This window comes from [Flexibacter] sp. ATCC 35103, from assembly GCF_001975985.1.
Classification (GTDB): Bacteria; Bacteroidota; Bacteroidia; order Flavobacteriales; family Flavobacteriaceae; genus Flavobacterium.
Genome location: NZ_MTQF01000005.1, coordinates 397,417 through 411,092, shown reverse-complemented (window position 1 = coordinate 411,092; position 13,676 = coordinate 397,417). Strand labels below are relative to the sequence as shown.

The window sequence follows — 13,676 nt, the reverse complement described above, 5'->3', positions numbered from 1 at the left end:
AACTGAGCTACTTTCGCATTACCGTGGTGCAAATATAAAAAATAAGTTAAGTTTAAAACAAGCTTTTTCGCAAAAAAAATCAATTAAAATCAACAATTAATTATAAAGTATTTAAAATTAAAAAGTTATAGGATCAATTATTTTTCAAAAATCATGAATATAATTAAGTAAATACTGTCAAAAGAAGGTTATCGTTCCAAACAACCTCAATTAACAAAAGAAAAAAACTTTAGGTGAATGCCACTTTCCATGATAAGATTAGAAACAACAGATCATTTTCATCTTTTGACAATGAAGAATTAATAGGAATTATTTCGTTATTCAAAAAAATCAATACTATATTTGCGGGGCAAAATCAAACTCAAATTTAAGGAATGACATTTTTAAAATAAATCATACCATAATTTGAAGAAGCTTTAGTTAAACATTGCGAAACCTACTGCAATACAAACAAAGCCGATTGATTTGGTTTAATGCCAAAACGCCGCCACAAGCTTTTAAAAAATGAACACCAACCCCCAAGGTGAGTCATTTTAAATTAAAGTCGTTGGTGAACATTATTTAATGTCTAAAAAATTTAGAATGAAGAAACTTTACTTTTTGTTAGTAATATGCATTTGTATTGGCTGTAAAAAAGATACAACTAAACCTGTTCCTGCTGCTATTAAAAAAACCGCTCCAGCAATCATACTTACTGACGAAAGAAAAGTAGAAATTGATACTGCTCTTATAAGTACTTTTAAAAGCGAAACTCTTAAACAATTTTATAACTCATCAGAAAATAAAACGGTTTGGGGAAATCTAAAAAAAAGAACGTACGTTTTATCCCAACTTTCGAATGCTGAAGAATTAGGTTTGAATCCTGAGGATTATAAAGCATCAAGACTTAAAAAATTCGAAGACAAGATCAGTTCTCTAAGCGATACTGATCTGACTACTTATGATATTTTAATTACCTATAATTTCGAAAAATACCTGAATCATCTTTATAAAGGAAAATTAAATCCTAAAACATTATATAACAATTGGGATTTAGATGAAAAAACTTTTGATGTAAACAACATTCTTATCAAAGCTTTTAATAAAAACAAATTAGATAGTGTTGTCGATAATATTCAGTCAAAAGCCTACACTTATAAACAACTATTAAATGCTCTGAAGATTATTAATACTTTTCCGGAGGATGATATAAAAACAATTGAATCTGCTGACAAAATCACTTTAAATGATACCAATACAGCATTAATAAACATAAAGAAAAGACTTATTTATTGGCAGGATATGCCTAAAAAAGACAGCCTGACAAAGATTTATGATCAAAAAACTTTTGAATCTGTAAAGAAATTCCAGGAAAGACACGGTTTAGCTTCTGATGGTGTTATTGGAGTGGGAACTATTAGTGCGCTTAACTTTTCTAAAGAAAAAAGAAAACAACAAATTATCGCCAATTTAGAACGCTGGAGATGGTACAATAATGATCTGGCCGAAAACTATTTAATTATTAATATACCAGATTACAGCCTGAATGTGGTAGAAAGCCAGGACACGACTTTGGTGCGAAATGTTGTTGTAGGAACCAGCAAAAGAAAAACACCAGTTATAACATCGATGCTAAAAACAGTCGTGCTGAATCCTACATGGACTGTACCGCCAACAATACTGAAAGAAGATGTTGTGCCGGCAATGAAAAGAAATCGCAATTATCTGGCCAATAAAAATATCACTATCTATGATACTGCAGGAAATGTCGTTGAACCTAATAACTGGAACGAAAATAAACCGGGGAATTACAGATATGTACAAAGTCCCGGCTATAATAATGCATTGGGATTAATGAAAATCCTGTTTCCAAATCATCATAGTGTTTATTTACACGACACGAATCATCGTAATAATTTTGGCAGAAACAACCGTTCTCTAAGTTCCGGGTGTGTTCGCGTTGAAAATCCTTTAGAATTAGCACAACATATTTTAGATGACTCTGAAAATTGGCCAAAAGATAGGATTGATACCATAATTGCTTCTAAGAAGACAACCAGTATTAAAATCACAAAAAAGTATGCTTTATATCAATGGTACTGGACAGCATGGAGCAAAAAAAATCAGCTCGTTTTCAGAGCTGATATTTATAATCTCGATTCGGATTTGTATGCTAAATTAAGAAATTAGCTTTTGTTCCATCGCAAAACTTCTTGACGGATGGTAGATATACAAACACGATTTGCCTTTTATTAGTTCAATTATTTCATCCGTCAATTCAATAGGAAGTGCAGGACAACCCTGACTTCTGCCTAGTCTTTTATGATCTCTGATAAAAGATTCAGAAACATAATCAGCACCATGCATTACAACTCCTCTTTGACGGGCATTGCTATTAATTCCGTTTTCTAAACCATCTAAACGTAGAGAAGCTCCATGTTTTCCCTGGTAAATTTCTCCTGTTGCATAAAAGCCTAAACTGCTTTTATAAGACGAATTTGAATTCGAAAAAGTAGAGGCAAATTCCTCTCCGGTATTTCTACCGTGAGCTACTAAAGAGTTGAATAAAATAGTATTTGTTGATAAATCAATTACCCAAAGACGTTTTGTGTTTGATGACAAACTAAAGTCAATCACCGTTAAAATGTCTTTTTGGATCACACCTTTTTCTTTCAATAAGTAAAACCCTTTTAAGGCTTCAGAAAAAGTTCTAAGCTCAGGCAGATTAAAATTGTTAGAATTTAATGTCTGATAAATACTTTCAATTTTAGCTTCGACAGTAAAATTCTCAACTTTCGCGATCGTTTTTGTCGCTGCCTTTTTAATCTCGGGGGTGTTATTTGAATCTTTACCAAAAGATAATAGCAAAAACACCAAAAGCGGATAAATCTTGTAAATCATTGAATTTCTTTAGGTTAATAAAAAATTTGGGTATGGCAAAAGTATAAAATTTTATAGGCTGACAAAATATAAGCCTGAAAATCAAGCTGTTTTTGTTTAAATTTTAACATTATTAACGTAAAAACAATCTTTCTGTAAGATTTTTTCTTCTGCTAAAAATCCTAACGTTTAAGTCAATTTTCTTAAAAAAAATAAAATTAAATGGTAATTTTGAAACTTATTCTGTAACAAATAGAACTAAGAACTGTCTATTTTATTGTAACTTTTCTAAATTTCATGAAAAAAATAGCCTTTTTTATCTTTATTTTATTCTCTTTTTTGGGGTATAGCCAAAAAAAAGCCTTACAAGCTCAACTCATTACAGAAAGCATTTCTATTGACGGAAAGCTAAATGAACCCGCATGGCAAAATGCTCCAATAGCATCAGATTTTGTTATGTATCAACCTGATAATGGAAAACCAATTCCGGAAAACCAAAAAACCGAAGTAAAAGTTTTATACAACAATGACGCCATATACGTTGGGGTCATGATGTATGATAATGAACCAAACAAAATTCTAAAAGAAATTTCACAACGGGACAATTTTGGTACTGCCGATATTTTTGGGGTTTTCATCAATGGTTTTAATGACGGTCAGCAAAGTTTTGAGTTCTTTGTCTCAGCAGCAGATGTACAGGGCGATTGCATTATGACTGATGTTAACGGTGAAGATTATTCCTGGGACGCCGTCTGGATCAGTAAAGCCGCTATGACAGATAACGGCTGGATTGTAGAAATAAAAATACCATATGCTGCTTTGCGATTCTCTGACGAAGACAAACAAACCTGGGGAATCAATTTTTTCAGAGAAATAAAACGAGAACGAAAAAAATATACCTGGAATTTAATTGATACCAAATTAGGAACATTTACACAACAAAATGGTCTTTTGGAAGGAATAGAAAATATCAAACCTCCTACCCGATTATTTTTAATGCCTTATGCTTCTTATTATCTAAATGCTGCTGATCACCAAAAAACATATGCTACAATAAAAGGAGGAATGGACATTAAATACGGAATCAACGATGCCTTCACACTTGATGCCATTTTGATTCCTGATTTTGGACAAACAAAATATGATGATCAAATTTTGAATTTAGGCCCTTTTGAGCAGCAATTCAATGAAAACAGATCTTTTTTTACTGAAGGAACTGACTTATTCAACAAAGGAAATATGTTTTATTCAAGAAGAATTGGCGGAAGACCTTCTACAGAACCTACTCTAAATGATCATGAAGAGATAATTGAAGAAGTTCAGAATGTGAATCTTATTAATGCTTTAAAAATTTCCGGACGAACTAAAAAAGGTTTAGGTGTTGGAATCCTAAATGCCATTACTGAGAAAACTTTCACAACTATAAAAGATACGATATCAGGCGAAACAAGACGTGAAGTTGTTGAACCATTAACCAATTATAATGTATTGGTTTTAGATCAGCGTTTTCGTAAAAACTCTTCAATAACACTTATCAACACAAACGTTACCAGAAATGGTGATTTTAGAGATGCAAATGTAACCGGACTTGCTTGGGATTTAAACACAAAAGCAAATACCTACAATTTATCCGGAAATGTAAAATACAGTATGATTAATGATACCGAAGACAAAAACGGGGTTTTCAGCACATTAAGTTTTGCAGAAACCAGCGGAAATTATCGTTATAGTCTGGGATCTGATTTTGTATCCAAAGATTTTGACCCAAACGATTTAGGCATTAATTTTTATACCAATTACTATAACTTTTACGGAAACGGAAATTACAGAATCCTAAATCCAACCAAACTTTTTAACAGTTTTAAGATTGACTATGATATGTATCTTGAACTGAACAAAGATTCCGGAAAAGTCCAGGAAAACAAAATCAGTTCAGAAGTAAATATTACCACTATAAAAAACAATTATTACGGATTAGGAGTGGTCTTTTATCCTTTACAATCTAATGATTATTATGAACCAAGAGCTGAAAATCGCTATGTTATCATTCCGCGAAAAATAGAAACCTGGGGAAGTATTTCTACTAATTACAATAAGAAATTCGCTTTAGATTTAAATCCTTCGATTATTTTTACAGATGAAGCAGGAAGAATGGCTTACGGAGTAGATATTGGACCACGATACCGTTTCAATGATAAGCTTTTACTAACCTATACTTTTAGCTTTAATCGAAAAAATAATAACAAAGGTTATATTGACAGTATTGATGAAGATAACAATGAAAGTACTCCTGAGACTATTATTTTTGCAAATCGAAATGTAATTACATACTCGAATACATTAAGCGGAAAATATGCCTTAAACAGCGCAATGACCCTGAATTTAGCGGTTAGGCAATATTGGTCTTACGCCGAAAACAAGGAAGATCTTGAACTTCTGCCTGACGGAACTTTAACGCCTTACCCGCAATATACAGAAAATAAAAATTCAAGTTTTTATTCCTGGAATACAGACTTGTCTTATTCGTGGTGGTTTGCTCCGGGAAGTCAACTCTCTATATTATACCGAAACAATGCCTCGAATTTTGAACGTATTATTGACAAGGATTTCAAGCATAATGTATCTGCTTTACTTAATAATGAAGCCTTAAAACACATCTTTTCTATAAGCGTAAAATATTTTATTGACTACAATGCTGTCAAAAATAAAGTTAGAAAAAGAGCTTAGTGTGAATTAATTTTAAAAAATATAGAATTCTTCAACAAGATTAATATTTTTTAATACGCTTCATTTTATTAAACATAATTGTAACAATTGCTTTCGTGCACATTTTATAAATGGTTTATCTTTGTAAAAAACAAAAATGATGAACAAAAAAGTAATACTTATGATTTTAGATGGTTGGGGAAAATCTCCTGACCCTAAAGTATCTGCAATAGACAATGCAAATGTTCCTTTTATAAACAGTCTTTACAAAAATTACCCAAGTGCTCAACTTAGAACTGACGGATTAAACGTTGGTTTGCCAGAGGGACAAATGGGAAACAGCGAAGTTGGTCACATGAACCTTGGTGCCGGTAGAATTGTATATCAGGATTTAGCCAAAATAAACCTGGCCGTAGCACACCAGACACTTGCCAAAGAACAAGTTCTTGTTGATGCATTTACCTACGCTAAAGAAAACAATAAAAAAGTTCACTTTCTAGGATTAGTTTCTGATGGTGGTGTTCACTCTCATACTTCTCACTTACGTGGGTTAATCGATGCTTCTCAGGAATATGGTTTAGAAAATGTTTTTATCCATGCCTTTACAGACGGTCGTGATGTTGATCCTAAATCCGGAGCAAAATACATTCATGATTTAGAAGATCACATTAAAGATACTCCAGTAAAAATCGCTTCAATCATTGGTCGTTATTATGCAATGGACCGTGACAAACGTTGGGAACGCGTAAAATTAGCCTATGATTTAGTTGTAAACGCAGTTGGAACTCCATCTAAAAATGCAGTTGCAAGCGTTCTTGACAGTTATGCACACCATATTACTGATGAATTTATTGAGCCAATTGTAATGGTTGATGAAAATGAAAAACCATTGGCAACAATTGTGGAAGGTGATGTGGTAATTTTCTTTAATTTTAGAACCGACAGAGGCCGTGAACTTACAGAAGCACTATCTCAACAGGATTTTCATGAGCAAAACATGCACAAGCTAAACTTGTATTATGTAACGCTTACTAACTACGACGAAACGTACCAAAACGTAAAAGTAGTTTACAATAAAGACAATATCACTGAAACTCTTGGTGAGGTTCTTGAAAAAGCCGGTAAAAAACAAATTCGTATCGCTGAAACAGAGAAATATCCGCACGTAACATTTTTCTTCTCCGGTGGTAGAGAAACGCCTTTCGAGGGTGAATCTCGTATTTTGAGAAATTCTCCTAAAGTAGCTACTTACGATTTACAACCAGAAATGAGCGCTTTTGAACTTACAGCCGCTCTTGTTCCGGAATTGAACAAAGGCGAAGTAGATTTTGTGTGTTTGAATTTTGCTAATGGTGACATGGTTGGTCATACCGGAATCATGAGTGCAGCAATATTAGCTTGTGAAGCGGTTGACGCTTGTGTAAAACAAGTTATCGAAGCTGCTCTTGCTAATGATTATACGACTATAGTAATTGCCGATCACGGAAATTGCGAAACAATGATCAATCCTGACGGAAGTCCAAATACGGCACACACCACTAATCCTGTGCCGATTATTTTAGTAGACAAACAATTAAAAAATATACAAGACGGAGTTTTAGGAGACATTGCTCCTACTATTCTTGAATTAATGGGAGTTCAGCAGCCAAACGCTATGACTTGTCATTCGTTGTTGTAGAAATAAATTAAAAAGTTTTCAAACCATATAAGTGATATAAGTTATTATAAGCTTTACGCAGCTTTATTCAATGAACTTATATCACTTATATGGTTTACTTTTTTTTTACACAAAATAATGATAAGTCCACTCTACACAATAGATTATAATTCCGATTAAACCTCCAACCAAAGTTCCGTTGATTCTGATATACTGAAGATCTTTTCCTATTTCCAGTTCTAATTTTTCAGAAACCTCTTTACCATCCCAGCTTTTTACTGTTGAAGAAATTAAATCCCCAATTACCTTTTTATTGTTCAAAAGAATAGAAAGCAAATCATTCTTGATAAAATTATTGATTTTATCAATCATTATCGAATCTTCCTTGATTCCGTTTCCAAAAGTTTGAATTAAACCCGAAATGCTGTTTTTGATAGAGGATTCGTCACCTTTAGCCAAATCGTTTGAAATTGACTGTTTTATTTCATCCCAAATTCCGTTTATATAATCCTGAACTTCTTTTTTACCAACAAAACCCAAAATCATATCATTGATTTTGATTCGCATTTCTTCAGAATTTTTTACTTTGTCCAGAAAATTATAAACATATTCGTCTATTTTTATTCTGATTTCACTTTGCGGTTTTTTAGCTTCATCCAGAAAATCCTGCAATCCATTAAAAATACCTTCTGAAATGCTTTTATCGGCTAAGCCAAAACTTAAAAACGGGGTAGATTCTTTAACTTTTTTTCTAATCAGATCTTTATTATTACTTAGTTCTGTACTCATAACATCCAGAAGATTTGTGAGCAATTCATCTTTTACATTTCCTTTTTGTAAAGGTTCTAAAGCCAATGCAACCCAATCTCCAAAATTAATCGCTTCGAGTTTTTCCTTGAACTGAACCTGAATAAATCGCTTTATATCCTCATCTTTTATGGTTTTTAAAATTCCCGGAATAATATTCACTGCAACCAGATTGGCAATTTTATTAGCATTTTCTTGTTGTGACAACCAATCTGACGCTTTTGTGGCAAAGTTGAATTCTTCCAGTTTAATTTCTAATTTTTCGCGATTTAGGAATTCTTCCGAAACAAAATTCCCGAGGTTTTCTCCAATCTCATTTTTTTTCGTCGGAATAATTGCTGTGTGCCAAATTGGTATTCCTAACGGATGTCGAAATAATGCCACAACCGCAAACCAATCGGCTATTCCGCCAACCATCGCAGCTTCACTAAAAGCCTGCAGCATTGGAATTTTAAAATAAATAGCAATTATAAACAGAAGCACTGCAACACCTAAAAGCGATAAAGCATTTCCCTTCATTTTATTTAAAGCCTTCTTTTTGAGTATATTTTCCTGATCTATTGACGTTTCCATAATTTATTAATTTTAACTCTTACTAATTTACGTTTTTTCTGCCAAATAGTAATTCGAAAAATTACTGTTTATTCGTTTCGCTACGAATTCACGAATTCACATTAATTTATTAATCACATTATTATCAATCAGTTTAAACTCAATTTAGATTAGTGAAATTTAATTTTAAAGTAATTCTAATTTGTGCTAATTCGTGAAATTCGTGGAGAAAAATTTTAAATAAAAAGTCGTACTTTTGCGAACTGAAAATCCGAAATTATGATTATAGTAAAATCACGTGAAGAAATCGAATTAATGCGCGAAAGTGCTTTGATCGTATCTAAAACATTAGGAATGATTGCTTCTGAAATTAAAGAAGGAGTTACCACATTATATTTAGACAAATTAGCCGAGGAATTCATCCGCGATCACGGTGCTGTACCAAGCTTTTTAGGATTATATGATTTTCCGAATTCGCTTTGTATGAGCCCAAATTCACAAGTAGTACACGGAATCCCTAACAATACACCTTTGAAAAGCGGTGATGTTATTTCTGTAGATTGTGGTGCTTTCAAAAACGGATATCACGGTGATCACGCTTATAGTTTTGAAATTGGAGAAGTTGCTCCTGAAGTCAAAAAACTTTTGCAAGTAACCAAAGAATCTCTTTATATAGGAATCAGAGAATTTAAAGCTGGAAATCGCGTTGAAGATGTTGGAAATGCGATTCAAAAATATACTGAAGGACACGGTTACGGAGTAGTTCGCGAATTGGTTGGTCATGGTTTAGGGCAGAAAATGCACGAAGAACCAGAAATGCCAAACTACGGAAAACGCGGTCGCGGTAAACTTTTTGTTGAAGGAATGGTCGTTGCAATCGAGCCAATGATTAATCTTGGAACCAAAAATATCAAACAACATAAAGACGGCTGGACGATTACAACTGCAGACGGAAAAGCAAGTGCGCATTTCGAACACGACGTTGCATTAGTTGACGGAAAACCAGAAATATTATCGACGTTTCAATATATCTACAAAGCTTTAGGAATCGTAAGCAATGAAGAAGATGAATTCAGAAAAGTGCCGTTAGTTTTATAATTAAATTCAACCCCGAATAAAACCCTGTGAAAAAATTATTCAAATTAGTACTTAATACAATACCTCGTCCTTTATTAATTCGTTTGAGCTACGTGGCTCGTCCGGTTTTGGCATTTTCATTAAAAGGAACTAAATATACAGATCCTATTGACGGAAAAAGTTTTAAATCGTTTTTGCCTTACGGATACGGAAAACAACGTAATAATGTGCTTTCGCCAAGTACACTTTCGTTAGAAAGACATCGCTTGCTTTGGTTGTATTTAAACGATCAGACTGATTTTTTTACTGCGCCAAAAAAAGTACTTCATTTTGCTCCTGAACAAGCTTTTTATAAAAGATTCCGCAAGCAAAAAAACCTTGATTACACTACAACTGACTTATTTTCGCCTTTGGCCGATGTAAAAGCAGATATTTGTAATTTGCCTTTCAAAGACAACGAATACGATGTTATTTTATGTAATCACGTTTTGGAGCATATTCCGGACGATACAAAAGCAATGCAGGAATTATTTCGTGTATTAAAACCAGGCGGAATGGCGATTCTTCAGATTCCACAGGATTTATCCAGAGCGGTAACTTTTGCTGATGACACTATTACAGATCAAAAAGAACGTGCCAAAATATTTGGTCAATACGATCACGTACGCATTTACGGACGCGATTATTTTGATAAATTACGAAGCATTGGTTTTATCGTAATCGAAGAAGATTATACTAATAAAATTACACCAGAATTGGTAGAGAAATATTGTTTGGCAAAGGGAGAAATTATCCCGCTTTGTTTCAAACCAGAAAATTAAGCCCTCAGATTTATTTCACCATATAAGTGATATAAGTTCATTTAAAAAAACGTGATTTTTATTTATTTTTTAAATATTTAAAATCGAAAAATAACGAAAATAGAACTGATTTTTCTATTCTAAATTATTTTATTTCGAACAGTTTTAAATGAACTTATATCACTTATATGGTTTTATAATAACTTCCCAAATTACAACCCAACCAAACCTACTTATCTTGGATCTTTCAAATTCATTTCAATTTTGTTTTGATATCAGTTTTGAAAAAAATCTGAATCATTATATTCCAACCTCTTATATCGTTGAGGATACCGATGATATTAAATATTTAGATAAAAAAGCCACTAAAGATGTTCTTGAAAGTTTCTTTATTGTTTTTGACAATTTAGATGCTGATACCAAAAAAATTCTGACGGTTTGCGAGTCTTTAAAGCCTGACTTTATTTTCAAAAAATTTAGTGCAAAAATCAAATCAGCTAAAACAATTGCTGATTTGCAAAAAGATTCTAAAATTGAGTTTGCAATTCGTCAGCATTTGCAATTAAATCTAAGTTCCTTTTATACTCTGATTGTACAAAAACAATTTCCGTTATGTATTAATATGGGAGTTGAAAAGGATTTTTATCGTTCGAGAGTCAATATCGATCCGCTGTATTTTGAACCTCAAATCGAGTTTAATAAATATCCTGAAGGAATTACATATACGCTTTTGTTAAAAGAAAACGAAACTACATTTTTACCCATGAACAGCAGTATTGAGACACTGCTGGACGAACCAAGCTGGTTAATTATCGACAAAAAACTTGGGCAGTTGAAGGATCTTAATTCTAAAAAACTTTCCCCTTTTTTAAAGAAAAAATCAATCGAAATACCTTCAAAATTAGTTGATACTTATTTTAAAAATTTCATCCCTGAAATAGCTAAAAAAATAGACATCGAAGCTACTGGTTTTGAAATTGAGCATCGTGATCAAATTATTTTAAGCACGATTCAACCTGTTTTTGATTTCTTTAAAAACTGTTATTACCTCAATCTTTATTTTGATTATAACGGTTATTCATTTGATAACAGCAAAACTAAAAAAACACATTCGTTTGTTGATTTTAGTATTGCTAACGAACCTAAAATCATTCAGTTTAAACGCAGTTCTGCCGAAACTTTATATACAGACAAATTACTTGAAATTGGTTTATTAAAAATCAAAAACGAGCTATTCGGATTAAATTCTGACACCGAAAATCCAGATCCTTACATCAATATTCAATTTGTTATTGACCGTAAAGAAGAACTGGAAAGTTTGGGATTTACAATCCATAATTTAAAACTGGAAGGCAAAGAAATCATTACAGAAAATCACACTATTTCGGCTTCGAGAGAAGAAACGAAAGAGGATTGGTTTGACATTAGGATAATCATCACGATTGGCATTTATACAATTAATTTCAGCGAGATTATTCCCAATATAAAAAGCAAGGAGAGACTCTTTTTATTGCCTGACGGAAACTATTTTCTGATTCCTTTAGAATGGCTGAGCAAATACAGTTCGCTGGCAAAATTAGCGCAAACAGAAAATGGAAATTTACTTTTGCGTAAAAGTAATTTTGCTGCTCTGGACGCTATTCCGGAAATTAAAAATGATGTAATTCTTAAAGCAGAATATACAACTTCTGATTTGTTAAAAGCAACTTTAAGACCTTATCAAATCGATGGCGTAAAGTGGCTTTTAGGTCATTTTAATTCAAACTTGGGCGCGTGTTTAGCTGATGATATGGGACTTGGTAAAACATTACAAACCCTTGCAGTTCTTGTTGCTGTACAGGAACAATTAGGTTTTACTACAAAAACAACGAATTTTGATTTGTTTCAAAATGAAACGACTATCGAAAGACAACCTTTAAAAGCTCTGATCGTTTTACCTTCGTCATTGGTTTTTAACTGGTATAATGAAGCCGCAAAATTTACGCCGCACTTTTCTAAAATGCAGTATGTAGGAAATGACAGGAAATTATTAGCGAGCAGATTAGAATCAACTGATTTAATTTTTACAAGTTACAGCATTGTTCATCGTGATATTTCAATTTTAGAAAAATACAATTTCCGCTATTTAATTTTAGACGAAAGTCAATACATTAAAAATAAAAATTCTAAGATTTTTAAAGCTATTACTAAAATAAATACGCATCATAAAATGGCGCTAAGCGGTACGCCTATCGAAAACTCATTAGACGATTTATGGTCGCAAATGCAATTTATAAATCCGGATATTTTGGGAAGCTATGATTTTTTTGCTCAGAATTTTAAAATTCCGATTGAGAAAAAACAAGACGAAAACACTTTATCTGAGCTGAAAAACCTTATTCAACCCTATATTCTAAGAAGAACCAAAGAACAGGTTTTAAAAGATTTACCAGAGTTAACAGAGCAGATTTACTATTGTGACATGGATCCTGAACAGGAAAAATTATATGAAAAAGAAAAATCTAAGGCTCGTAACTTTTTATTAAAAACCGACGGATCGAGTCCTGACAAAATTAGCATTATCAATACATTGATGAAGTTAAGACAGCTGAGCAATCATCCGAAAATGTTAGATCAGGAATCAGAAATTGATTCCGGAAAATATAATGCCGTCACTAATTATCTAGAGACTTTAGTAAAAGAAAAACAGAAAACCATCATTTTTAGTTCATTTGTTACTAATTTGAGTTTTTATACAGATTGGTGCAAGGAAAACAAAATATCTTATTGCGAAATTACCGGTGAAACTCCTGCCGCAAAAAGAGAACAACAGGTAAAACTATTTCAGGAAAAAGAAGAACCTTTGTTATTCTTTATTTCCCTCAAAGCAGGCGGCGTTGGTTTGAATATTACCAAAGCTTCATATGTTTTATTCTTAGATCCTTGGTGGAATCCTTTTGCCGAAAAGCAAGGAGTTGGAAGAGCACACAGAATTGGACAATTAAACAAAGTAAATGTGATCAGGTTTATTTCGAAAAATACGGTAGAAGAAAAAATAATCAAATTGCAGGAAAACAAAAAACTCTTATCTGATTCACTTTTAGAAGAAAGTTATATCAATGATGAAATCGAAGTTAATTTAGATTTCATTTTAAGTTCTTAGTAACTTGTTTTTAAAACCAATAAAGGCATCCTGTTACGTTACATAAAATTGTTATATTTACAAATCTTACACGTAA

General features: G+C 32.5%; 8 protein-coding genes. 6 read left to right on the top strand and 2 right to left on the bottom strand.

Annotated features, from left to right (window positions below; genetic code table 11):
• Positions 1–582 precede the first annotated feature (582 nt).
• Positions 583–2,169 (top strand): murein L,D-transpeptidase, encoded by a 1,587-nt coding sequence (locus tag BXU01_RS12900; RefSeq protein WP_083693687.1) that lies wholly within the window; start codon positions 583–585, stop codon positions 2,167–2,169.
• Here BXU01_RS12900 and BXU01_RS12895 read toward each other — a convergent pair.
• Positions 2,158–2,880, bottom strand: a complete 723-nt coding sequence (locus BXU01_RS12895; RefSeq protein WP_083693574.1) for a murein L,D-transpeptidase catalytic domain family protein — start codon at positions 2,878–2,880, stop codon at positions 2,158–2,160. The two genes, BXU01_RS12900 and BXU01_RS12895, sit on opposite strands and share 12 nt — an antisense overlap.
• Positions 2,881–3,156: 276 nt before the next feature.
• Here BXU01_RS12895 and BXU01_RS12890 point away from each other — a divergent pair, with 276 nt between their 5' ends.
• Complete coding sequence (locus tag BXU01_RS12890) at positions 3,157–5,586, top strand: DUF5916 domain-containing protein (protein WP_083693573.1); 2,430 nt, start codon at positions 3,157–3,159, stop codon at positions 5,584–5,586.
• Between the two features lie 139 nt (positions 5,587–5,725).
• The gene (gpmI, locus tag BXU01_RS12885) at positions 5,726–7,243 is read left to right on the top strand and encodes a 2,3-bisphosphoglycerate-independent phosphoglycerate mutase (RefSeq protein ID WP_083693572.1); all 1,518 of its coding nucleotides are present in this window, start codon (positions 5,726–5,728) and stop codon (positions 7,241–7,243) included.
• Between the two features lie 105 nt (positions 7,244–7,348).
• Here gpmI and BXU01_RS12880 read toward each other — a convergent pair whose 3' ends face one another.
• Positions 7,349–8,602, bottom strand: a complete 1,254-nt coding sequence (locus BXU01_RS12880) for a DUF445 domain-containing protein (protein ID WP_083693571.1) — start codon at positions 8,600–8,602, stop codon at positions 7,349–7,351.
• Between the two features lie 258 nt (positions 8,603–8,860).
• Between BXU01_RS12880 and map the strand changes: the two genes are divergently transcribed.
• The 3 genes from map to BXU01_RS12865 all read left to right on the top strand — a co-directional run bounded on the left by map (position 8,861) and on the right by BXU01_RS12865 (position 13,600).
• Positions 8,861–9,679, top strand: a complete 819-nt coding sequence (map, locus tag BXU01_RS12875; RefSeq protein WP_083693570.1) for a type I methionyl aminopeptidase — start codon at positions 8,861–8,863, stop codon at positions 9,677–9,679.
• Positions 9,680–9,705: 26 nt separating this feature from the next.
• Positions 9,706–10,479: a class I SAM-dependent methyltransferase gene (locus BXU01_RS12870; RefSeq protein ID WP_083693569.1), complete on the top strand. Its 774-nt coding sequence runs from the start codon at positions 9,706–9,708 to the stop codon at positions 10,477–10,479.
• Between the two features lie 217 nt (positions 10,480–10,696).
• Complete coding sequence (locus BXU01_RS12865; RefSeq protein WP_083693686.1) at positions 10,697–13,600, top strand: DEAD/DEAH box helicase; 2,904 nt, start codon at positions 10,697–10,699, stop codon at positions 13,598–13,600.
• Positions 13,601–13,676: the final 76 nt, after the last annotated feature.

Bases quoted from the DNA above. Each gene is read 5' to 3' on its own strand.
- gpmI (WP_083693572.1), top strand. From the start codon at position 5,726: ATGAACAAAAAAGTAATACTTATGATTTTAGATGGTTGGGGAAAATCT.
- BXU01_RS12890 (WP_083693573.1), top strand. From the start codon at position 3,157: ATGAAAAAAATAGCCTTTTTTATCTTTATTTTATTCTCTTTTTTGGGG.
- BXU01_RS12900 (WP_083693687.1), top strand. From the start codon at position 583: ATGAAGAAACTTTACTTTTTGTTAGTAATATGCATTTGTATTGGCTGT.
- map (WP_083693570.1), top strand. From the start codon at position 8,861: ATGATTATAGTAAAATCACGTGAAGAAATCGAATTAATGCGCGAAAGT.
- BXU01_RS12895 (WP_083693574.1), bottom strand. From the start codon at position 2,880: ATGATTTACAAGATTTATCCGCTTTTGGTGTTTTTGCTATTATCTTTT.
- BXU01_RS12880 (WP_083693571.1), bottom strand. From the start codon at position 8,602: ATGGAAACGTCAATAGATCAGGAAAATATACTCAAAAAGAAGGCTTTA.